Source organism: Aureimonas sp. SK2, assembly GCF_029813115.1.
Taxonomy (GTDB): Bacteria; Pseudomonadota; Alphaproteobacteria; order Rhizobiales; family Rhizobiaceae; genus Aureimonas.
On sequence record NZ_JAPZDS010000001.1, the window covers coordinates 454,648 to 476,697 of the forward strand.

A 22,050-nucleotide genomic window follows, 5' to 3' on the forward strand; every position below is an offset into this window, starting at 1 on the left:
GTTCTCAGCATCGTCACGCCCGTGGTCAGCACATCCGACGGTCGGCGGCAAGAGCGAGCCTACGCGATCATGCATTGCAGCATGTCGCTGCTTTGCACACTCATTTTGATTGTCTTTTGAGCATATGCCGATATGCTGCTTCAATGTGCTCTCATTCCGCCGAAAAGCGCAATCCCTGTGCGCCGTCCGCGCAGACGAATGACCTGTCGATAGGCAGTCTTGCCGTGCGTTCGCGCGTGTTCCTCGCGCCGCTCTCGGGAATCACCGACATTCCCTTCCGACGCCTCGTCCGCTCCTTCGGCACGGAGATGGTCTATTCCGAAATGGTGGCGAGCGGCGAACTCGTGCGCGACGACGCCGAGAGCCGGCAGCGGGCGGGCGCGGACGGCGCGGGGCTCCACGCCGTTCAACTTGCCGGGCGGGATGCGCAGGCGATGCGCCGCGCCGCTGAGATCGTGGCGGACGCCGGAGCGGACCTCATCGACATCAACATGGGCTGCCCCGCGAAGAAGGTCGTCGGCGGCCTGTCCGGTTCGGCCCTGATGCGCGATCTCGACCACGCGTTGCGCCTCGTGGAAGCGACGGTCGCCGGGGCCGGCGGAGTTCCTGTGACGCTGAAGATGCGCCTTGGCTGGGATCGCTCGTCCCTCAACGCCGCCGATCTCGCGCTGCGCGCCGAAGGCGCCGGCGTCCGGCTCGTCACGGTCCATGGCCGCACCCGTGACCAGTTCTACACGGGCCAGGCCGACTGGGTGGCGATCGCCGACGTCTCGCGCGCAGTGTCCATCCCCGTCGTCGCCAACGGCGATCTGCAGAGCTGTTCGGACCTCGCGCCCATGCTGCGCGCGAGCGGGGCGGACGCGGTGATGATCGGCCGGGCGAGTTGCGGCCGGCCCTGGTTTCCGGCCCTGGTCGCCGGCGTTCTCGACCCGGCGGCGATGCGCATGCGCCTGGCCGAACTGGTGCTGGACCACCATGCGGCCATGCTCGACTTCTATGGCGCGGCGGCTGGCCTTCGCCATGCGCGCAAGCATCTTGGCTGGTATCTCGACCGATTCGAAGCGGGAACCGGCGCGGACGTTCGTGCCGAGCGGGCGGAATTGATGCGTGCAGGCGACCCGGCCTCCGTGCACGCCACGGTCCGCGCCCTGTTCGGCGATGTCCGCCTGGCCGACGTCGAGCCCGAACTCGCGCCCGCGGTCCGGCAGGCCGCTTGACCGATGAAGGAAAGGGACGCCGCCTTGCCGCTCGACCAGTTCTTGCTGTTGAACGCGCTGCCGCACCCGGTCGTGGCGCTGGATGACGGCGGACGCTTCACCTTCGCCAATTCCGATGCCGAGCAGTTCTTTTCCGCCAGCGCCGGCCACCTGGCCAAGCGCAGGCTGGCCGACTTCGTGCCGCATGACAGCCCGGTGCTCGGCTTGGTCGAGCAGGTGATGCGCGACCAGTCGCGTATCAGCGAATACCGCGTCGACGTCTCGTCGCCGCGGCTCGGCATGGATCGTCTGGTCGACGTCTACGTCTCCAGCCTTCCGGAACCGGCGGGGCATGTGCTGGTCATGTTCCAGCTTCGCTCGATGGCCGACAAGATGGACCGGCAGCTTACGCATCGCTCGGCCGCTCGCACGGTCACGGGGCTTGCCGCCATGCTGGCGCACGAGATCCGCAACCCGCTGTCCGGCATCAAAGGCGCGGCGCAGCTCCTGGAGGCGGAGGCGAGCGACGACGACCGGGTGCTGACGCAGCTTATCCAGGACGAGAGCGAGCGGATCGTGAAGCTCGTGGACCGGATGGAGGTCTTTTCCGACGAGCGGCCGGTGGAGCGCTCGGCGGTCAACATCCATTCGGTGCTCGAGCATGTGAAGACGCTGGCCAAGAGCGGATTCGCGCGCGACATCCGCATCTCGGAAGCCTACGACCCGTCGCTGCCCTCCGTCTTCGCCAACCGCGATCAGCTCGTGCAGGTCTTCATCAATCTCGTGAAGAACGCGAGCGAGGCGGTGGCCGGACGGCCGGACGGCGAGATCCGGCTCGCGACCGCCTTCAAGCCCGGCGTGCGCCTTTCGGTGCCCGGGGCACGCACGCGCATGACGCTGCCGCTGGAGTTCGTCGTCGAGGACAACGGCCCCGGCGTGCCCGACGACATCCGCGAGAACATCTTCGATCCGTTCATCACCACAAAGCCGAGCGGCACGGGCCTCGGCCTCGCGCTGGTCGCCAAGATCGTGCGCGACCACGGCGGGGTGATCGAATGCGATTCGCATCCCGGACACACGATCTTCCGCGTGCTGATGCCGGCTTGGACGGAGCCGGGCGAGCCCGACACCGAGGGAACGACCTTGAAACGCAGGCGAACGCGCTGATGGCCACCTCCCAGATTCTCGTTGCAGACGACGACGCGGCGATCCGCACGGTCATTTCGCAGGCCCTGATGCGCGCCGGCTTCGAGGTGCGCGTCACCTCCAACATCGCGACGCTATGGCGCTGGATCAGCGTGGGGGACGGCGATCTCGTCGTGTCCGACGTTCTGATGCCGGACGGCAACGTCTTCGACGTCCTGCCCAAGATCCGCAACACGCGACCCGACCTGCCGGTCATCGTCATGAGCGCGCAGAACACGTTCATGACGGCGATCCAGGCCTCGGAGAAGGGCGCCTACGACTACATTCCCAAACCCTTCGACCTGACGGAACTCGTCAGCATCGTGCGTCGCGCGCTGGCCGAGCCGAAGGCCGATGCGCGGGCGAAGGCCATGGAGGAGGGGACGGAATCCATTCCCCTCATCGGCCGTTCGCCGGCGATGCAGGACATCTACCGCGCCCTCGCGCGCATGATGCAGACCGATCTCACCGTTACGATCACCGGCGAATCGGGCACCGGCAAGGAACTCGTCGCCCGGGCGCTGCACGACTACGGCCGGCGCCGGAAGGGGCCGTTCGTCGCCATCAACATGGCGGCGATCCCGCGCGACCTCATCGAGTCGGAGCTCTTCGGCCACGAGAAGGGCGCCTTCACCGGCGCGCAGACGCGCGCCAGCGGCCGCTTCGAGCAGGCCGAGGGCGGAACGCTGTTCCTCGACGAGATCGGCGACATGCCGATGGAGGCGCAGACGCGCCTCCTGCGCGTGCTCCAGCAGGGCGAATACACGGTGGTCGGCGGCCGGACGCCGATCGCGACGGACGTGCGCATCGTCTCGGCGACCAACAAGGATCTGCGCCAGCTCATCCAGCGTGGCCTCTTCCGCGAGGACCTGTTCTACCGGCTCAACGTCGTGCCCCTGCGGCTGCCGCCCCTGCGCGAGCGCATCGAGGATCTGGTCGACCTTACCAACCACTTCTTCGGGCTGGTGCAGAAAGAAGGCCTGCAGCGCAAGACGCTGACGTCCGGGGCGCTCGACGTGATGCGCCGCTATTCCTGGCCGGGCAACGTGCGCGAGCTGGAGAACCTCGTCCGTCGTCTGAGCGCGCTCTATCCGCAGGACGAGATCAGCGCTGAGGTCATCGAGCACGAACTCGCCAGCGAACAGTCCAAGCCCATCGGCGCCGACAGCGACGGCTCCAAGCCGATCGACCTCTCGGCCGCCGTCGAGCGCTACCTGTTCGAGTATTTCGGATCGTTCGGCAACGAGCTTCCGCCGCCGGGCCTTCACGGGCGCATTCTGCGTGAGGTGGAATACCCGCTGATCGCGGCGGCGCTGGCGGCGACGCGGGGCAATCAGGTGAAGGCCGCCGACCTTCTGGGTGTCAATCGCAACACTCTGCGCAAGAAGATTCGCGATCTCGACATCTCGATCGTTCGCTCGATCCGTTAGGTTTTTAGTAATTCTTCGTTGCAATCTGGACACAATGCGTTGCAAGTGTGCCACGTGAATGGTTCACAGGTGGCGGATGGCAGCGCAAACCACGGTGATGGACGGAGACGTTCCCGCGCTCGGCGAGCGGCGGCGCTTCATGCTGGTGCCCGGCATTCTGGCCGTGATCGGCGCCCTTGTGACGGGCGCGATTTCCTTCGTCGTCCTGATGGGGCTCACCCCGATCGCACCGACCGCGACGGTGGTGAAGACCGCCACCTTCGTGAACGGCATCTTCGTCGTGCTCCTCTGCGTGCTGATTGCACGCGAGGTTCTGCGCATGATCAATGCGCGGCGGCACGGCAAGGCGGCCTCGCGCCTGCATGTGCGCATCGTTCTCCTGTTCTCGATCGTGGCGGCGCTGCCGGCGCTGCTGGTCGCGATCGTCGCCGGCATCACGCTGGACCTCGGACTCGACCGCTGGTTCGAGATCCGCACGCGCACGATCATCGACTCCTCGATCAACGTGGCGGAAGCCTACGTCAACGAGAACGCCCGCAACCTCCAGGGATCGACGCTGTCCATGGCGCAGGAGCTTCGCGGCCAGCGCCAGCTCTTCAACCTCGACCGGACCGGGTTCCAGGATCTCCTGACCGAGCAGGCCAGAGGCCGTTCGCTTCTCGGCGCGCAGCTCCTCGCCGGTGACGGCACGCCGTTTCTACGCGCCGATATTCCCGTCGAGCGTCCGCTTCCCGTTCCGCCGGCCGACGCCTTGCAGCAGGCGGCCGAGGGCAACCTCGTGTTCATTCCGCCGGGAGTGACCAATCTCGTCGGCGCCGTGATGCGGCTGCGCGAGTTCGGCGACGTCTACCTCTACACGATCCGCGTGGTGGACCCCGAGGTGATCGGCGCGCTGCGGCTGATGCGCGAGCGGACGGCGGAGTATTCGAGCCTCGCCGACAACCGCTTCGGGCTGCAGATCGCCTTCGCGCTCCTTTATCTCGGCATCACGCTGATCGTGCTCCTTTCGGCCATCTGGACCGGCATCGGCGTCGCCGACCGGCTGGTGCGACCGATCCGGCTCTTGATCTCGGCGGCCGACGAGGTGAGCGAGGGCAATCTCGGGGTATCCGTACCGGTACGCGTGTCGGACGGCGACGTCGGCTCCCTGTCCAACACGTTCAACAACATGATCCGGCAACTGCGCAGCCAGCGGCACGAGCTCGTCAACGCCAAGGATATGATCGACGAACGCCGTCGGTTCACCGAAGCGGTGCTGTCGGGCGTCACCGCCGGCGTCCTCGGCGTCGACCGCCGGGGCGAAATCTCGATGCTCAACCCGTCCGCCGAGCGAATCCTGTCGATCCACGGCGCGGACGTCGTTGGCCGGCCGGTGGCCGACATCCTGCCGGCGATCAGCGACGTCTACGCCGCCGCCCGGCAGTCGCGGCGCCGCGAGCACCAGGAGCAGATCAAGCAGCGGGTGCGCGACCGCGAGCGCGTGCTCGACGTGCGCGTGACATCCGAGGAAGAGGAGGGTGCTGGGCTCGGGGCGAGCGTGGTGACGATCGACGACATCACGGACCTTGTTGAAGCGCAGCGCTCCTCGGCCTGGGCCGACGTCGCCCGCCGCATCGCCCACGAGATCAAAAACCCGCTGACGCCGATCCAGCTTTCGGCCGAGCGCATCCGCCGCCGCTATGGCAAGTTCATCGAGACCGACCGCGAGATTTTCGACCGCTGCGTCGATACGATCATCCGGCAGGTGGCCGACATCGGCCGCATGGTGGACGAGTTCTCCCAGTTCGCCCGCATGCCCAAGCCCACGCTCGAGGAGCGCGATTTGCGCGAGGCGTTGCGCGAGGCGGTCTTCATGCGCGAGCTGGCCGCGCAGGGCATCTCCATCGAGGGCGAGCTGGGCGACAGGGCGCTGATGGGCTCCTACGACCTCCGCCTCCTGTCCCAAGCTTTCGGCAACCTCGTGAAGAACGCGGTGGAGGCGATGGAGTCGCTGGAGAACCACGCGGGCCGCATCGTCGTTCGGGCTTTCCCGGAGGACGGCATGAACGTGGTGGAGATCGAAGATAATGGCCTAGGGTTCCCGAAGGAGGATCGCGATCGCCTTCTCGAGCCCTATATGACGACCCGCGAGAAGGGGACGGGCCTCGGCCTCGCCATCGTGCGCAAGATCGTGGAGGAGCACGGGGGCACGATCGCGCTGGACGATGCGCCCGGCGCCGAGCGCGGCGCGCTCGTCCGCATCCGGCTCCAGGCAAACGACGTGACCAAGCCTGCCCCGACGACGAACACAGAAGAACACGGTGAAGACTGATGGCAGCGGATATCCTGATCGTTGACGACGAAGCCGACATCCGCGAGCTGGTCGCCGGCCTGTTGGACGACGAGGGCTACGAGACGCGGACGGCAAGCAATTCGGACATGGCGCTCCAGGCCATCGCCGACCGCGTTCCGCGCCTGATCTTCCTCGATATCTGGCTCCAGGGCAGTCGCCTCGACGGGCTCGACGTGCTCGACGCGATCCGCGCCCAGCATCCCGAAGTGCCCGTCGTCATGATCTCGGGCCACGGCAACATCGAGACCGCCGTCTCGGCCATCCGGCGTGGCGCGTACGACTATATCGAGAAGCCCTTCAAGGCCGATCGCCTCGTGCTGATCGCTGAGCGCGCGCTGGAGACGTCGAAGCTCAAGCGCGAGGTGTCGGAGCTGAAGCGGCGCTCCAGCGACTCGCCCGACCTTCTCGGCAAGTCGCATCCGATGAACCAGCTTCGCGCCACGATCGAGCGCGTCGCGCCGACCAACAGCCGCGTCATGATTCTCGGCCCCTCGGGCTCGGGCAAGGAGATGGTCGCGCGCGCGATCCATGCCGCGTCGTCGCGCGCCAAGGGTCCGTTCATCGCGCTGAACGCGGCCGCGATCACGCCCGAGCGCATGGAGATCGAGCTCTTCGGCACCGAGACCCCGCCGGGCGTCGAGCGAAAGGTCGGCGCTCTAGAGGAGGCGCATGGCGGCGTGCTCTACCTCGACGAGGTCGGCGACATGCCGCGTGAGACGCAGAACAAGATCCTGCGCGTCCTGACCGAGCAGACCTTCGAGCGCGTCGGCGGTGCCAAGCGCGTCAAGGTCGACGTGCGCGTCATCTCGTCGACCTCGCAGAACCTCGAATCGCTGATGGCCGACGGGTCGTTCCGCGAGGACCTCTTCCATCGCCTCGCGGTCGTTCCGATCTCGGTGCCGCCGCTCGCCGATCGGCGCTCGGACATTCCGATCCTGATCGAAGCCTTCATGAAGCAGATCGGCGAACAGACCGGCATCCGCCCGAAGGCCCTGAGCCCCGAGGCGCTCGCCGTGCTCCAGTCGAGCGACTGGCCGGGCAACATCCGCCAGCTCCGCAACAATATCGAGCGGCTGATGATCCTGTCGCGTCAGGACGGCGCCGAGGCGATCTCGGCCGACATGCTGCCGCACGAGGTCAGCGACATGCTGCCGAGGACGCCCAGTCAGTCCGACGGGCGCATTCTCGCTCTGCCGCTGCGCGACGCGCGCGAGGTCTTCGAGAAGGAATATCTCGTCGCCCAGATCAACCGCTTCGGCGGCAACATCTCTCGCACCGCCGAGTTCGTCGGCATGGAGCGCTCGGCCCTCCACCGGAAGCTGAAGTCGCTGGGCATCTGAGCGTACGCCGACCATGCCCATGAAGATCGTGATCTGCGGCGCCGGCCAGGTCGGCTACGGCATCGCCGAGCGGCTGGCCGGCGAGCGCAACGACGTGTCGGTGATCGACACCTCGCAGACGCTGATCGCCAACATCCGTGAGAATCTTGACGCCAAGGGCATCGTCGGCCACGGCGCCTTTCCCGATACGCTGGCCGAGGCGGGCGCCGCGGAAGCCGACATGCTGATCGCCGTGACCTTGCACGACGAGGTCAACATGGTCGCCTGCCAGGTGGCCCATTCGCTCTTCAACGTGCCGACCAAGATCGCGCGCATCCGCTCCCAGGCCTATCTCCAGCCGCATTGGCAGGACCTCTTCTCGACCGACCATATGCCGATCGACGTGGTGATCTCGCCCGAGGTCGAGGTGGCGCAGATGGTGCTGCGGCGGATCGCGCTGCCGGGCGCGGTGGATACGGTTCGCTTTTCCGACGGTGCGATCTCGCTGATCGCGATCGAGTGCGGGGAGGAATGCCCGGTGCTCGGCACGCCGCTCGGCCAGCTCTCGGAACTTTTTCCGGACCTCGGCGCGACGGTGGTCGGCATCCTGCGCGACGGCGCGATCTTCATCCCCAACGGGGTGGATATGCTCTATGCCGGCGACCTCGCCTACGTCATCGTCGAACAGTCGCAGGTGCGCCGCACCCTGACGATCTTCGGCCACGAGGAGCCGGATGCCGGACGCATCGTGATCGCCGGCGGCGGCAATGTCGGCATCACCGTCGCGATGGAGATGGAAAGCCGCAACCTCGCTTCCCGTCTCCGCCTGGTCGAGGCCGACGGCGGCCGGGCGCTGCATGTCGCCGACAAGCTCAAGCGCACCATCGTGCTCCAGGGCAGCGCGCTCGACCCGGCCATCCTTCAGGAAGCCGAGATCGGCGAGGCCGACCTCATGGTGTCGCTGACCAACGACGACCAGATCAACGTCCTCAGCTCCGCCATGGCCAAACGCCTTGGCGCGAAGTCGAACCTCGCGCTGATCAACAGCCCGACCTTCCAGGATCTCGCCAAGTATCTTGGCATCGACGCGGTGCTGAACCCGCGCTCGGTCACCATCTCGCGCATCCTCCAGCACGTGCGGCGCGGACGCATCCGCGCCGTGCATTCGGTGCAGAACGGCATGGCCGAGGCCATCGAGGCCGAGGCGCTTGAAACTTCGCCCCTCGTCGGTCAGCCTCTTCGAGACCTCGAAATCCCCGACGGGATGCGAATCGGCGCAGTGACGCGCAACGGCGTCTTCATCCGGCCGACCGGCCAGACGCGGATCCGGCCGAAGGATCGGGTCGTCCTGTTCGTCCGATCCGACACGGTGCGTCAGGTGGAGCAGTTTTTCCGGGTCAGCCTCGAGTTCTTCTGATGTGGCGATGCAACGGCGCAATGCCTATCTCTGTCTCGGTCCGCCCGATCGATCCTATCGTATTGAACGCACCGCCCCGCTGAAGGACAACCTTCTGCGACGGAGCGTGCGGGTGGGCCGCAGTTTCCGTCTCGTCGCGCGTTTCCCGCGCGAGCACGGCAAGAACAATAACAGGACAGTCCGATGGCCGAACGTGCGCAGAACCTCCAGGATCTCTTCCTCAACACCGTCCGCAAGCAGAAGATCTCGCTGACGATCTTCCTCGTGAACGGCGTCAAGCTCACCGGGGTCGTGACCTCGTTCGACAATTTCTGCGTGCTTCTGCGGCGGGACGGCCATTCGCAGCTCGTCTACAAGCACGCCATCTCCACGATCATGCCGTCCCAGCCCGTCAACATGAACGAGGCGGGGGACGAGGACAGGAAGGTCTGATTGACCGAATATACCGAAGAACACGAACACGAGCCGCGCACCCCGATCGAGCACGAGCGCGTTCCGACGCGCGCGGCGGTCTTCGTGCCGATCGTGCGTCAGCGCAATCCGGCGGACGAGATTTCGGAGGCGGTTAAGCGCGGCGACGAGGAGCGGCTGGTCGAGGCGGAAGGCCTAGCGCTCGCCATCGAGCTCGATGTCGTGGCGCGCGGCATCATCCCGGTTTCCAAGATCCAGCCGGCGACCCTGATCGGGTCGGGCAAGGTCGAGGAACTCGCCGGGCTGATCGCGGCCGAGAAGATCGGGCTGGTGATCATGGATCACCCGCTGACGCCCGTTCAGCAACGCAACCTCGAAAAGGAGCTGAACGCCAAGGTTCTCGACCGCACGGGCCTGATCCTCGAGATTTTCGGCCGGCGGGCGCGCACCAAGGAAGGCCGGCTCCAGGTCGAGCTTGCGCATCTGAACTACCAGCGCGGCCGCCTCGTGCGCTCGTGGACCCACCTTGAACGCCAGCGCGGCGGCGCGGGCTTCCTCGGCGGTCCCGGCGAGACGCAGATCGAGGCCGACCGCCGGCAGCTGCAGGAGAAGATCAAGCGCCTCGAAAAGGAACTGGAGCAGGTGCGCCGAACCCGCGCCCTGCACCGCGCCAAACGCAAGAAGGCGCCGCACCCGATCGTGGCGCTGGTCGGCTACACCAATGCCGGCAAGTCTACCCTGTTCAACAAGGTGACCGGGGCCGAGGTGCTGGCGAAGGATCTTCTCTTCGCCACGCTCGACCCGACCCTGCGCCGGATCAACCTGCCGCACGGGACGGAGGTCATCTTCTCCGACACGGTCGGCTTCATCTCCGACCTGCCGACGCATCTCGTCGCCGCCTTCCGCGCCACGCTGGAGGAGGTGGTCGAGGCCGACATCGTGCTCCACGTGCGCGACATCGCCAACCCCGACACGGCGGCCCAGGCCGCCGACGTGCGCAAGATCCTCGCCGATCTCGAGATCGACGCGGACGATCCGGAACACGTGATCGAGGTCTGGAACAAGGCGGACCGGCTGAACGAGCAGGCGCGGGCGCAGGTGGAGCTCTCCGCCGCCTCGCATCCGCGCGGCCAGGCGGTGCACATCGTCTCGGCGCTGACGGGCGAGAACGTGCCGGCGCTGCTGGCGGATATCGAGGGCCGCATCGCGGGACTCGCCGAGCCGGTGTCGCTGAACGTGCCGGCCGACGCTCTCGGCATCCTGCCCTGGGTCTACGACAACAGCGTGGTGCGCGAGCGCGAGGACCGCGAGGACGGCAGCGTCCAGCTCGCCATCGACCTGACGCGCGCGGCGCGGTCCGACCTCCTCCGGTTGAAGCATCGGCACCCCGACGTCCATATCGAGGGACTGCCGGTTCTGGAAGAGATCGACGATTGAGGGTTTGGGCGGGAGGCGGTCAGCCTTCCGCCCTTATCCCGTCGAGCGGCTCTCCGCGCCCTTGGCGCGCTGCCATAGCGCTTCCTGATCCTCGAGGCTCATGTCGGCCAGCGTCCGGCCTTCGCTGGCCGCCTGCGCTTCCATCGCGGCGAAGCGCGCGCGAAATTTGGCGGTGGTTCGGCGTAGCGCCGCATCGGGATCGATCTCGTAGCGCCGGGCGAGATTCACCACTGTGAAGAGCACGTCGCCGAGTTCCGCCTCCTGCGCATCGCGGTCGTCGCCTGCCGCCTCGAACTCGTCGGTCTCCTCGCGTAGTTTGGCGAGGATGGGCGCCGCCTCGGTCCAGTCGAAGCCGACGGTGGCTGCCTTCTCCTGGATCTTGCGCGACAGCACCAGGGCGGGCAGGGCGCCGGGCACGCCGTCGAGAAGGCCGGACTTCGCTTCGTCGCGTCCGGGGGCCCATTCTCCGGCCGCGCCGTCCGCCAACGGTGCGGCGCGCAGGCGCTCGCGCGCCTCGCGCCGCTCGCGCTTCTCCTCCGCCTTGATGCGCTCCCACTGGCCCTTGGCCGAACGGGACGAGCGCGCCTCGACATCGCCGAAGACATGCGGATGGCGGCGGATCATCTTGGTGGTGATGCCCTCGACCACATCCTCGAACGTGAAGAGGCCGATCTCCGAGGCCATCTGCGCGTAGTAGACCACCTGCAGCAGAAGGTCCCCGAGCTCCTCCTTCAGATCGGGCGCGTCGCGGCGTTCGATCGCGTCCACGACCTCGTAGGTCTCCTCGATCGTATAGGGAACGATCGAATCGAAGCTCTGCTCGACATCCCAGGGGCAGCCGGTCTCCGGCTGCCGCAACGCGGCCATGATCTCGACCAGACGAGCGATGTCGCGGGATGGCTGCATGGTGTCACCGGAAAGGAATGGTGAGCGCGCTGGGACTCGAACCCAGGACCTACAGATTAAAAGTCCGTTGCTCTACCAACTGAGCTACGCGCTCGAACGCCGAAAGAGATCCGGCGGAAAGCGGGCGGACCATAGAAAGGCCGGCCCGGCGGGTCAACCGGTCGGCGCCGCATTTGCCCGGATTTCGCCGCTGCGCTAGGACAGGCTGACCTGCCGATCCCTTGAGCCCGAGTTCCGCACGCCCTTGCTCCCCGATCCGACCTTCTCGGCCGCGCTGGCCGCGGGCGCCCTGTCGTTCCTGAGCCCCTGCGTCCTGCCGCTGGTTCCGCCCTATCTCTGCTACATGGCGGGCGTCTCGGTGGAGGACCTGCGCGCCTCCTCTCCGGCGGCTGGAAGCGGGAAAGGGCGGATCGTCGCAGCCGCACTTCTCTTCGTGCTCGGCTTCTCCACCGTGTTCGTGGCGCTGGGGGCGGGCGCCAGCTCGATCGGCTATCTCCTGCGCACCAATCTCGACTGGCTGAGTGTCGTCGCTGGCCTCGCGATCATCGCGATGGGGCTGAACTTCCTGGGTGTCTTCCGCATCGCCTTCCTGTCGCGCGAGGCGCGGTTCCAAGCGCACTCGGAGCGCGGCAGCCTCCTCGGCGCCTATGCAATGGGCCTCGCCTTCGCCTTCGGCTGGACGCCCTGCATCGGGCCGGTGCTCGGCGCCATCCTCGGCGTCGCCGGCTCGACGCAGACGCTCGGCAGCGGGGCGGGCCTTCTGGCCGTCTATTCGCTCGGCCTCGGTATCCCGTTCCTTCTGGCCGCCGTCTTCTCCGGCGCCTTCCTGCGCGCGCTGCACGGGTTTCGCGCCCATCTCGGCATCGTCGAGAAGGTGATGGGCGGTCTTCTCGTCGTCACCGGAATCCTGTTCCTCACCGGCGGCATGCAGGCCATGGCCTTCTGGCTGCTCGAAACCTTCCCCGCCTTCCAGCAAATCGGCTGACGCCCCTCGACGCCCGCCCCGCGAGGCCGGCCGGAGAACCATCCATGACGAGAACCTGTCTTTCCGTGGTCCTGGCCGCAGGCGAGGGCACCCGCATGAAGTCACGCCGAACCAAGGTGCTGCACGAGGTCGCCGGCTTGCCGCTCGTTTCGCACGCGCTGGCGAGTTCCGTCGAAGCGGGCGCCGACACCGTGGCGCTCGTCGTCGGCCGCGACGCCGAGGCGGTGACGGCGCTCGGGCAGGCCGCCGGCGCTTCGGTGCAGTCTTTCGAACAGACCGAGCGGCTCGGCACCGCGCATGCCGTTCTGGCCGCGCGCCAGGCGATCGCCGAGGGTTACGACGACGTCGTCGTCCTGTTCGGCGACACGCCGCTCCTGTCGCCGGACACGTTGCGCCGGGCGCGCATCCACATCGCGGACGGCGCCGCCGTCTGCGTCGTCGGCTTCGAGGCGGCCGATCCGGCAGGCTACGGCCGGCTGCTCATGGAGGGCTCCAGGCTCCTGGCGATCCGCGAGGACAAGGACGCGAGCGCCGACGAGAAGCGCATCCGGCTCTGCAACAGCGGCGTGATGGCGCTGGACGGGCGCAAGGCGCTCGAACTCCTCGACCGGGTCGGCAACGCCAACGCCAAGGGCGAGTATTATCTCACCGACGTGGTCGAGATCGCGCGCGCGGACGATCTCGATGTGCGGGTGGTGCTGGCCGACGAGGTCGAGACGCTCGGCGTCAATACGCGGGCCGACCTCGCGCGCGTCGAGCATCTCTGGCAGGAGCGTCGCCGGGCCGAGATGATGGTGGCAGGCGTCACGCTCGTCGCCCCTCAGACCGTGTTCTTCTCGCACGACACGGCGATCGAGGCCGATGTCGTGATCGAGCCGAACGTCGTATTCGGACCCGGCGTCAGCATCAGTGCCGGCACGGTGATCCACGCCTTTTCGCATCTGGAAGGCGCGCGGATCGCGTCGGACGTCTCGATCGGTCCCTTCGCGCGGCTGCGGCCGGGCACGGAGATCGAGCCCAAGGCGCGAGTCGGCAACTTCGTGGAGACCAAGAACACGAAGCTCGCCGCCGGCGCGAAGGTCAACCACCTGACCTATCTTGGCGACGCTTCCGTCGGCCCGCGTGCCAACATCGGGGCCGGCACGATCACGTGCAACTACGACGGCTTCAACAAGTACCGCACGTCGATCGGGGCGGATGCCTTCGTCGGATCGAACTCGGCGCTGGTCGCTCCGGTCGTGATCGGCGACGGTGCCTATGTCGGTTCGGGCAGCGTGGTGACGGAGGACGTACCGGACGAGGCGCTGGCGATCGGCCGCGCGCGGCAGGTGACCAAGCCCGGCCGCGGCGCCGAGATCAACGCCCGCAACGCCGAGCGCAAGGCGGGGCGATCCTGACAGGCCGACATCAACTGTGACCCGAACGTTAAGCGGTCGCTGTCCAGACCCGTGCTAACGCAGGGGCAAGATCGAATCGAGGGCTCGGATCATGTGCGGCATCATCGGGATCGTCAGTCGGGAGCCGGTCGCCCTGCGCCTGGTCGAGGCGCTGAAGCGGCTGGAATATCGGGGTTATGATTCCGCCGGCATCGCGACGCTCGACGGCGGGGTGCTGGATCGCCGCCGCGCCGAGGGCAAGCTGCGCAACCTCGAAGCACGGCTGGCCGCCGAACCGCTCGCCGGCACGATCGGCATCGGTCATACGCGCTGGGCGACGCACGGCGTGCCCAACGAGACCAACGCGCATCCGCATTTCGCCGAGGGTGTCGCCGTCGTCCATAACGGCATCATTGAGAACTTCGCCGAGCTGAAGCGCGAGCTTCAGGCCGAGGGCGTCCGGTTCGCCAGCCAGACCGACACCGAGGTCGTCGCCCATCTCCTGGCGCACTGGCGCCGCGAGGGCGTCGGCCGGCGCGAGTCGATGGAGAAGCTTCTCAAGGCCATCACCGGCGCCTATGCGCTGGCGGTGATGTTCGAGGACGACCCGTCCACCATCATGGCCGCGCGCTCGGGGCCACCGCTCGCCATCGGCTACGGCGAGGGCGAAATGTTCCTCGGCTCCGACGCCATCGCGCTTTCGCCCTTCACCGACGAGGTGAGCTACCTGGAGGACGGCGACTGGGCCGTGATCGGGCGTGAGGGCGCGCAGGTCTTCGACGCGGACAACCGGCCGGTGGAACGCCCGCGCCGCCGCTCCGTCGGCAAGCAGCACTATGTCGACAAGGGCAACCACCGCCACTTCATGCAGAAGGAAATCTACGAGCAGCCCGAGGTGATCGGGCACACGCTCGGGGCCTTCGTGGACATGACGACCGGCCGCACGCGCATCCCCGCGGGCGCCGAGCTCGACTTCACCGACGTCCGGCGCATGGCGATCTCCGCCTGCGGCACCGGCTTCTACGCCGGCATGGTGGGCCGCTACTATTTCGAGCGCTACGGGCGCATCGCCTGCGACCTCGATGTGGCCTCCGAGTTCCGCTACCGCGAGAGCCCTCTCGGCGACGTCGACCTGTCGCTCTTCGTCTCGCAGTCCGGCGAGACGGCCGACACGCTCGCCTCGCTCCGCTATGCAAAGGCGGAAGGGCTGAAGACGGCTGCCATCGTCAACGTGCAGGGCTCGACGATCGCGCGCGAGGCCGACGCCGCGCTCCCGACGCTGGCGGGGCCGGAGATCGGCGTCGCCTCGACCAAGGCCTTCACCTGCCAGCTCACCGCGCTCGCCGCGCTGTCGGTGCGGGCCGGCGTCCAGCGCGGCGTGTTGTCGGCCGAACAGGAAGCCGAACTCACGCAGGCGCTCGCCGAAGCGCCGCGCATGGTCAATGCCGCGCTGCATGTCGAGGACCAGATCGAGGCGCTGGCGCGCGAGATGGCGACCTATCGCCATGCGCTGTTCCTGGGGCGCGGCTTCTCCTTCCCGCTGGCGATGGAGGGGGCATTGAAGCTCAAGGAAATCAGCTACATCCACGCGGAAGGTTACGCGGCGGGTGAGCTGAAGCACGGGCCGATCGCCCTGATCGACGAGACCATGCCGGTCGTCGTCGTGGCGCCCTTCGACCGCGTGTTCGAGAAGACCGTCTCCAACATGCAGGAGGTCGCCGCGCGGGGCGGGCGGATCATCCTGTTCACCGACCGGCAAGGAGCCGAGGCCGGCAAGGGTGTCAACGCCCACACGATCCTGCTTCCCGAAATGCCCGAGATCCTGACGCCGATCGTCTACAGCGTGCCGCTGCAACTCTTGGCCTACCATACGGCCGTGCAGATGGGCACGGACGTCGATCAGCCTCGCAACCTCGCGAAGTCCGTCACGGTCGAGTAGCAGCTAGCCGGCCCGCAGCAGGCGGATCGCGTCATCCTTGCCGAAGAGGTAGAGGAGGTTGCGGATTGCCTGGCCGCGCGGGGAGGCCAGTTCCTTGTCCGTGGCGAGCAAGAGCCGCGCGTCGTCGCGCGCAATCTCAAGGAGGTCGGCATGCTCGTCCAGCCGCGCGATGCGGAAGGTCTGCATGCCGGACTGGCGCGTGCCGAGGAGGTCGCCTTCGCCGCGCAGGCGTAGGTCTTCTTCCGCGATGCGGAACCCGTCGTTGCTCTCGCGCATGACGGCGAGGCGCGCCTTGGCCGTCTCGCCGAGCGGCGCCTTGTAGAGAAGCACGCAGGACGAGGCCTTCTCGCCGCGACCCACGCGCCCGCGGAGTTGGTGAAGCTGCGACAGGCCGAAGCGCTCGGCATGCTCGATCACGATGATCGAGGCGTCCGGCACGTCGACCCCGACCTCGATAACGGTGGTGGCCACGACGATGCGCGTCGCGCCCGTCTTGAAGTCCGCCATCACGCGGTCCTTCTCCTCGGCGTTCATGCGGCCATGGACGAGGCCGACCCGATCGCCGAAGAACTGGCGCAGCACTTCGGCGCGCTCCTCGGCCGCCGTCAGTTCGCTCTTGTCGCTCTCCTCGACCAGCGGGCAGACCCAATAGAGCTTGTCACCTTCCTCGATGGCACGCCGGGCGCGCGAGACGATCTCGTCCATGCGATCGAAGGGGATGGCAACGGTGGTGATCGGCTTGCGGCCGGCCGGCTTGCCGTGAAGGCGCGAGACGTCCATGTCGCCGAAGGCGGCCAGCACCAGCGTGCGCGGGATCGGCGTTGCCGTCATCACCAGGAGGTCCGGCGCGCGGCCCTTGCGGGTCAGGCTCAGACGCTGGTGGACGCCGAAGCGGTGCTGCTCGTCCACCACGACGAGGCCGAGGTCGTGATAGGCGACGTCGTCCTGGAAGAGCGCGTGGGTGCCGACGACGATGTCGGCCTCGCCGTTGGCAATCGCCTCCAGCTTGGCAGTGCGCACCCGGCCGTTGTCGCGGCCTGTCAGGAGAACGATCGAAAGGCCCGCCGCTTCGCAATAGCGCGCGAGACCGGCGAAGTGCTGACGCGCCAAAATTTCGGTTGGGGCTAGCAGGGCGGATTGCGCGCCCGACTCCTTGGCCGCCGCCATCGCGAGAAGGGCCACCACCGTCTTGCCGGCGCCGACATCGCCTTGGAGGAGGCGCAGCATGCGGACGGGCTTGCTCATGTCCGCGTGAATTTCTGCGAGCACCTCGCGCTGACCGTCCGTCAGCGCGAAGGGCAGGGCGGCCTCCGCCCGCGTCCGCACTCCGCCGTCGCCTCCGAGGCTTCGGCCGGGCTTGCGCCTTGCCCGCTCGCGAGCGAGCGCCAGGGCCATCTGGCTCGCCAGAAGCTCGTCATAGGCGAGGCGGCGGTAAGCCGGCTTGCCGGGCGCGAGGTCGGCAGGATCGGCCGGCCTATGAAGCTGGACCAGCGCGTCCGCGAAGGCCGTAAAGCCCTCCCGGGCGAAGACCCCGGGCTCGATCCATTCGGGCAGCGAGGGCAGCCGCTCCAGTGCGCTGTCGACGCTCCGCCGCAGCACCTTGCCCGAGAGACCCGCCGTCAGGGGATAGACCGGCTCGACCAACGGCAGGGAAGCCGCATCTTCGGCGCGGCCGACGAAGTCGGGATGCACCATGGAGGCGCGGCCGTTGAAGCGCTCGACCTTCCCCGAGACGAGCAGCGTCTCGCCGAGCGGCAGGAGCTTTTCCAGCCATTGCGGCTGCGCGCGGAAATAGGTGAGGGCGATCTCGTCGGTCGCGTCGAACGCGATGACCCGCGTCGGATGGTTGCGCGCCTCGCGCGACGGGAACTGGTAACGATCGATCCGCACTTCCAGCGTCACCAGGGTGCCGTCGGGCGCGCCCCGGATCGTCTCGCGCCGCCGCCGGTCGATCACACCGCTCGGCAGATGGAACAGGAGGTCGCGCACCTTCGCCCCGTCCTGCGCGCCCGGCGGCGAGACGAGGCCGTCGAGGAGCTTGGAGAGCTTGGGGCCGACACCCGGAACGGTGGCGACCGAGGCGAAGAGCGGATCGAGTTCGGCAGGGCGCATGGGCGGTGTTTATCGTCTGTTCTCGGCCACGGATAGGCTGACACCGCCGCGCGCGGAGCCTATATCGGGTGCGAACGGGCAGGGCGCGAGAGGCGTCCGGCCTTCTTGCTGTTGAAGATGCGGGCAGATAGCGATGACCGGTACGACGCGATCCTCCTCCGACCTCGACCCGCGTCGCCGCAAGGCGCTGTTCCGCTCCTGGCACCGGGGCACGCGGGAGATGGACCTCGTCCTCGGCCGCTTCGCCGATGCGGAGATCGACAAGCTGACCGACGAGGAACTGACCGTCTTCGAGCACCTGATGGAAGCGCCGGACAGAGACCTCTTCACCTGGCTGACCGGCTCGGCGGAGACGCCGGCCAACTATGACACGCCGGTCTTCCGCCGCATCCGCTCCTATTATGAACTGAACGACGAGGCTCGGGCGTGAGTTCGGCCGCGATCCTCCAGAAGCAGCTCAAGAAGGGCGGCGGCATCCGCATCGGCAACGTGCTCGACGGCTACGAGCCGTTCCTGCTCGCCGAGATCGCCCGCCATCGCGGCGGCTCGAAGCCGGTCGTCTTCGTGATGCGCGACGGCAACCGGATGGGCGAGCTGGAAGACGCGCTGCGCTTCGTCGCGCCCGACATGCCCGTGCTCACCCTGCCGGCCTGGGACTGCCTTCCTTACGACCGCGTCGGCCCCTCGTCCGAGGCGGCGGCGCGCCGCCTTTCGGCCATGTCCGCCATAGCGGCGCTGCGCCGCGATCCGCATCGCGCGATCATCCTGACCAGCGCCAACGCGCTCCTGCAGAAGATGCCGCCGCGACAGGTGCTGGAGGACGAGACGATCTCGGCCAAGGCGAGTGGCCGCATCTCGATGGACCACATCGTTCGCGTCCTCCAGCGCGGCGGTTTCGAGCGGCAGACCACGGTGCGCGAGCGCGGCGACTTCGCCGTGCGCGGCGGTATCCTCGACCTGTTCGCGCCCGGCGACGAGGAGCCGTTGCGGCTCGACTTCTTCGGCGACACGCTGGAATCCATCCGCAGCTTCGATCCGGCGAGCCAGCGCACGACCGGCCAGCGCAAGAGCTTCGAGCTGGCGCCGGTCTCAGAAGTGACCCTGACTGAGGAGACCATCTCTCGCTTCCGGACTAACTATGTCCGACGCTTCGGCGCCCCGTCGCGCGACGACGCGCTCTATACCTCGATCAGCGACGGCCGCCGGTTCAGCGGCATGGAGCACTGGCTCCCACTCTTCTACGAAAACGTCGAGACGCTGTTCGACTATGTCGAAGGCTTCCCGATCGTGCTCGACCACCTCGTGGTGGAGGCGATCGGCGAGCGCCGCAAGCTGGTCCTCGACTACTACGAGGCGCGCCGCCGCGGCATTGCCGAGGCGAGCGCCGGCTCTGTGCCTTACAACCCGCTTGGGCCGCAGGAACTCTATCTCACCGAGGACGAACTGAACGGCCGCATCGCGAGCGCCGACCCCGTTCGCCTCTCGGCCTATGCGATCACCGACGCAGGCTTCCAGACGGAGGTCGTGAACCTCGACGTCCATCGCGGCCGCAACTTCGCGGCCGAGCGGCAGGCCGAGGACGTGAACGTCTTCAAGGTGGCAGTCGACCATATCTCGCGCCTTCGCGCGGGCGGCAAGCAGGTGATCCTCGCGGCCTGGTCGGAGGGCTCGCGCGAGCGCCTGACCCAAGTCGTGGAGGAGCACGGGCTCGGCAACATCAAGCCGGTCGAGAGCTATGCCAAGGCCCTCGAGGTCGGAAAGAACATCATCGCGACGGCGGTTCTCGGCATCGAGGCGGGTTTTGAGACCGACCGCATTGCGGTCGTCGGCGAGCAGGACATCCTCGGCGACCGTCTTGTCCGGCGCGGGCGCAAGAAGAAGCGGGGCGCCGATTTCATCTCCGAGGTGACGGGCCTCGACGAGGGCGACATCGTCGTCCACGTGGACCATGGCATCGCGCGCTTTGTGGGCCTGCGGAAGATCGAGGCGGCCGGCGCGCCGCATGACTGCCTGGAGCTGCGCTACGCCAACGACGACCGGCTGTTCCTTCCCGTGGAGAACATCGAGCTTCTCTCGCGCTACGGCGGCGAAGGGTCGGAGGCGATTCTCGACAAGCTCGGCGGCGGCGCGTGGCAGGCGCGCAAGGCCAAGCTCAAGAAGCGCCTGCTCGACATGGCTGGCGGCCTCATCCGCATTGCCGCCGAACGCGAGATGCGCGGTGCGCCGAAGCTCGTGCCGCCTGAGGGGCTCTGGGGCGAGTTCCAGGCTCGCTTCCCCTACGAGGAAACCGAGGACCAGCAGAACGCCATCGATTCCGTCGCCGACGATCTTTCGGCCGGCAAGCCGATGGACCGGCTGGTCTGCGGCGACGTCGGCTTCGGCAAGACGGAGGTCGCGCTGCGCGCCGCCTTCATCGCGGCCATGAACGGGCTTCAGGTCGCGGTCGTCGTGCCGACGACGCTGCTGGCCCGCCAGCACTTCAAGACCTTCTCCGAGCGCTTCCGCGGCCTGCCGCTGAACCTCGCGCAGGCCTCTCGTCTCGTCACGACCAAGGAGCTGAACGAGACGAAGAAGGGCTTGAAGGAAGGGCAGATCGACATCGTCGTCGGCACGCACGCGCTTCTCGGCAAGGCGGTGGACTTCAAGAACCTCGGCCTCCTCATCATCGACGAGGAGCAGCATTTCGGCGTCAAGCACAAGGAACGGCTGAAGGAGCTGAAGTCGGACATCCACGTCCTGACGCTCTCCGCGACGCCCATCCCGCGCACGCTGCAGCTGGCGCTGACGGGAGTTCGCGAGCTCTCGCTGATCACCACCGCGCCGGTGGACCGAATGGCCGTGCGCACCTTCGTCGCGCCCTTCGACCCGCTCGTTGTGCGCGAGACGCTGCTACGCGAGCGCTATCGCGGCGGCCAGAGCTTCTACGTCGCGCCGCGCCTGTCGGACCTCGCCGGCATCAAGGATTTCCTGGACGAACAGGTGCCCGAGCTGAAGGTCGCCATCGCCCATGGGCAGATGCCGGCCGGCGAGCTCGACGACATCATGAACGCCTTCTACGAGGGGCAGTACGACGTGCTCCTGTCCACGACGATCGTGGAATCGGGCCTCGACATCCCCTCGGCCAACACGATGATCGTGCATCGCGCCGATATGTTCGGCCTCGCCCAGCTTTATCAGCTCCGCGGGCGCGTCGGCCGCTCCAAGCAGCGCGCCTATGCGTTGATGACCATTCCTGCCAACAAGACGCCGACGGCGGGCGCCGACCGGCGCCTCAAGGTGCTCCAGTCGCTGGATACGCTGGGCGCCGGCTTCCAGCTCGCCAGTCACGACCTCGACCAGCGCGGCGCGGGTAATCTCCTTGGCGACGAGCAGAGCGGCCACATCAAGGAGGTCGGCTTCGAGCTCTACCAGCAGATGCTGGAGGAGGCGGTGGCCGAGATGAAGGGCGTCGAGGTGGAGAGCGACGGTTCCTGGTCGCCGCAGATCACGCTCGGCACCGCCGTGATGATCCCGGAAGGCTACGTGCCGGACCTCCAGCTCCGCATGACGCTCTACCGGCGCCTCGCCGAGCTGACGGAGGCGCGCGAGATCGACGCCTTCGGCGCCGAGCTGATCGACCGCTTCGGGCCGATGCCGGTGGAGGTGGAGCACCTGCTCAAGGTCGTGTTCATCAAGGCGCTGTGCCGACGGGCGAACATCGAGAAGCTGGACGCCGGTCCGAAGGGCATCGTCATCCACTTCCGGGACAAGAGCTTCGCCAATCCGGCGGCGCTCGTTCGCTACATCTCAGAACAGGGCGTCTCGGCCAAGATCCGGCCCGACCAGTCCATCGTACTCATGCGCGACTGGCCGAAGCCGGAGCAGCGCCTGAACGGCGCGGCCTCGGTCGCCACGCAGTTGGCGCGGTTCGCGGACGAGACGATGAAGAAGGCGGCGTAGGGCGCGCCTTCGGTTCGTGAGTTCGAGACATCGCTCACCCCGCCGTCATCCTCGGGCTTGAGCCGA

General features: G+C 67.5%; 15 protein-coding genes and 1 tRNA gene. 13 read left to right on the plus strand and 3 right to left on the minus strand.

What is annotated here, in order from left to right; translation table 11 throughout:
• Positions 1 to 143: 143 nt before the first annotated feature.
• The 8 genes from dusB (at position 144) to hflX (ending at position 10,727) form a co-directional block, all read left to right on the plus strand.
• Positions 144 to 1,217, plus strand: a complete 1,074-nt coding sequence (gene dusB / locus O5O54_RS02360) for a tRNA dihydrouridine synthase DusB (protein WP_279478625.1) — start codon at positions 144 to 146, stop codon at positions 1,215 to 1,217.
• A 3-nt stretch (positions 1,218 to 1,220) separates the two neighbouring features.
• Positions 1,221 to 2,363 (plus strand): nitrogen regulation protein NR(II), encoded by a 1,143-nt coding sequence (locus O5O54_RS02365; protein WP_279478626.1) that lies wholly within the window; start codon positions 1,221 to 1,223, stop codon positions 2,361 to 2,363.
• On the plus strand, positions 2,363 to 3,811 hold the full coding sequence (gene ntrC, locus O5O54_RS02370; RefSeq protein WP_279478627.1) for a nitrogen regulation protein NR(I): 1,449 nt from the start codon (positions 2,363 to 2,365) through the stop codon (positions 3,809 to 3,811). The genes O5O54_RS02365 and ntrC overlap by 1 nt, the downstream gene beginning before the upstream one ends.
• A gap of 76 nt (positions 3,812 to 3,887) precedes the next feature.
• Complete coding sequence (locus O5O54_RS02375) at positions 3,888 to 6,122, plus strand: PAS domain-containing sensor histidine kinase (protein ID WP_279478628.1); 2,235 nt, start codon at positions 3,888 to 3,890, stop codon at positions 6,120 to 6,122.
• Positions 6,122 to 7,483 (plus strand): sigma-54 dependent transcriptional regulator, encoded by a 1,362-nt coding sequence (locus tag O5O54_RS02380; RefSeq protein WP_279478630.1) that lies wholly within the window; start codon positions 6,122 to 6,124, stop codon positions 7,481 to 7,483. The genes O5O54_RS02375 and O5O54_RS02380 overlap by 1 nt, the downstream gene beginning before the upstream one ends.
• Before the next feature lie 19 nt (positions 7,484 to 7,502).
• Entirely contained in the window at positions 7,503 to 8,879 is a 1,377-nt protein-coding gene (trkA, locus tag O5O54_RS02385) for a Trk system potassium transporter TrkA (protein WP_279478632.1), read from the plus strand.
• A 183-nt stretch (positions 8,880 to 9,062) separates the two neighbouring features.
• Positions 9,063 to 9,311: an RNA chaperone Hfq gene (hfq, locus tag O5O54_RS02390; protein ID WP_061936137.1), complete on the plus strand. Its 249-nt coding sequence runs from the start codon at positions 9,063 to 9,065 to the stop codon at positions 9,309 to 9,311.
• 45 nt (positions 9,312 to 9,356) lie between these two features.
• On the plus strand, positions 9,357 to 10,727 hold the full coding sequence (gene hflX / locus O5O54_RS02395; protein ID WP_279478719.1) for a GTPase HflX: 1,371 nt from the start codon (positions 9,357 to 9,359) through the stop codon (positions 10,725 to 10,727).
• A gap of 33 nt (positions 10,728 to 10,760) precedes the next feature.
• Here the strand turns inward: hflX and mazG are convergent, their stop codons facing one another.
• Positions 10,761 to 11,633, minus strand: coding sequence for a nucleoside triphosphate pyrophosphohydrolase (gene mazG / locus O5O54_RS02400; protein WP_279478636.1), 873 nt, complete (start codon positions 11,631 to 11,633; stop codon positions 10,761 to 10,763).
• Between the two features lie 18 nt (positions 11,634 to 11,651).
• Positions 11,652 to 11,727 (minus strand) — tRNA-Lys (locus O5O54_RS02405).
• A 150-nt stretch (positions 11,728 to 11,877) separates the two neighbouring features.
• Here O5O54_RS02405 and O5O54_RS02410 point away from each other — a divergent pair.
• The 3 genes from O5O54_RS02410 to glmS all read left to right on the plus strand — a co-directional run bounded on the left by O5O54_RS02410 (position 11,878) and on the right by glmS (position 15,933).
• Entirely contained in the window at positions 11,878 to 12,618 is a 741-nt protein-coding gene (locus O5O54_RS02410) for a cytochrome c biogenesis CcdA family protein (protein ID WP_279478637.1), read from the plus strand.
• A gap of 44 nt (positions 12,619 to 12,662) precedes the next feature.
• Positions 12,663 to 14,015 carry a bifunctional UDP-N-acetylglucosamine diphosphorylase/glucosamine-1-phosphate N-acetyltransferase GlmU gene (gene glmU, locus O5O54_RS02415; protein ID WP_279478639.1) on the plus strand — a complete coding sequence of 451 codons (1,353 nt, stop codon included), beginning with the start codon at positions 12,663 to 12,665 and terminating at the stop codon, positions 14,013 to 14,015.
• 91 nt (positions 14,016 to 14,106) lie between these two features.
• Complete coding sequence (gene glmS, locus O5O54_RS02420) at positions 14,107 to 15,933, plus strand: glutamine--fructose-6-phosphate transaminase (isomerizing) (RefSeq protein WP_279478641.1); 1,827 nt, start codon at positions 14,107 to 14,109, stop codon at positions 15,931 to 15,933.
• 3 nt (positions 15,934 to 15,936) lie between these two features.
• On the opposite strand, the gene recG is transcribed toward glmS, so the two are convergent.
• On the minus strand, positions 15,937 to 18,045 hold the full coding sequence (recG, locus tag O5O54_RS02425; RefSeq protein ID WP_279478643.1) for an ATP-dependent DNA helicase RecG: 2,109 nt from the start codon (positions 18,043 to 18,045) through the stop codon (positions 15,937 to 15,939).
• 133 nt (positions 18,046 to 18,178) lie between these two features.
• Between recG and O5O54_RS02430 the strand changes: the two genes are divergently transcribed.
• Both O5O54_RS02430 and mfd read left to right on the plus strand, forming a co-directional pair.
• Positions 18,179 to 18,475, plus strand: coding sequence for a succinate dehydrogenase assembly factor 2 (locus O5O54_RS02430; protein WP_279478644.1), 297 nt, complete (start codon positions 18,179 to 18,181; stop codon positions 18,473 to 18,475).
• Complete coding sequence (gene mfd, locus O5O54_RS02435) at positions 18,472 to 21,984, plus strand: transcription-repair coupling factor (protein ID WP_407061643.1); 3,513 nt, start codon at positions 18,472 to 18,474, stop codon at positions 21,982 to 21,984. Before O5O54_RS02430 ends, mfd begins: the two co-directional genes overlap by 4 nt.
• Positions 21,985 to 22,050: the final 66 nt, after the last annotated feature.

Excerpts from the sequence above, each read along its gene's own strand:
- O5O54_RS02430 (WP_279478644.1), top strand. The coding sequence starts at position 18,179 with ATGACCGGTACGACGCGATCCTCCTCCGACCTCGACCCGCGTCGCCGC.
- hfq (WP_061936137.1), top strand. The coding sequence starts at position 9,063 with ATGGCCGAACGTGCGCAGAACCTCCAGGATCTCTTCCTCAACACCGTC.
- glmU (WP_279478639.1), top strand. The coding sequence starts at position 12,663 with ATGACGAGAACCTGTCTTTCCGTGGTCCTGGCCGCAGGCGAGGGCACC.
- O5O54_RS02365 (WP_279478626.1), top strand. The coding sequence starts at position 1,221 with ATGAAGGAAAGGGACGCCGCCTTGCCGCTCGACCAGTTCTTGCTGTTG.
- dusB (WP_279478625.1), top strand. The coding sequence starts at position 144 with ATGTGCTCTCATTCCGCCGAAAAGCGCAATCCCTGTGCGCCGTCCGCG.
- O5O54_RS02380 (WP_279478630.1), top strand. The coding sequence starts at position 6,122 with ATGGCAGCGGATATCCTGATCGTTGACGACGAAGCCGACATCCGCGAG.
- O5O54_RS02375 (WP_279478628.1), top strand. The coding sequence starts at position 3,888 with ATGGCAGCGCAAACCACGGTGATGGACGGAGACGTTCCCGCGCTCGGC.
- ntrC (WP_279478627.1), top strand. The coding sequence starts at position 2,363 with ATGGCCACCTCCCAGATTCTCGTTGCAGACGACGACGCGGCGATCCGC.
- mazG (WP_279478636.1), bottom strand. The coding sequence starts at position 11,633 with ATGCAGCCATCCCGCGACATCGCTCGTCTGGTCGAGATCATGGCCGCG.
- trkA (WP_279478632.1), top strand. The coding sequence starts at position 7,503 with ATGAAGATCGTGATCTGCGGCGCCGGCCAGGTCGGCTACGGCATCGCC.
- recG (WP_279478643.1), bottom strand. The coding sequence starts at position 18,045 with ATGCGCCCTGCCGAACTCGATCCGCTCTTCGCCTCGGTCGCCACCGTT.
- glmS (WP_279478641.1), top strand. The coding sequence starts at position 14,107 with ATGTGCGGCATCATCGGGATCGTCAGTCGGGAGCCGGTCGCCCTGCGC.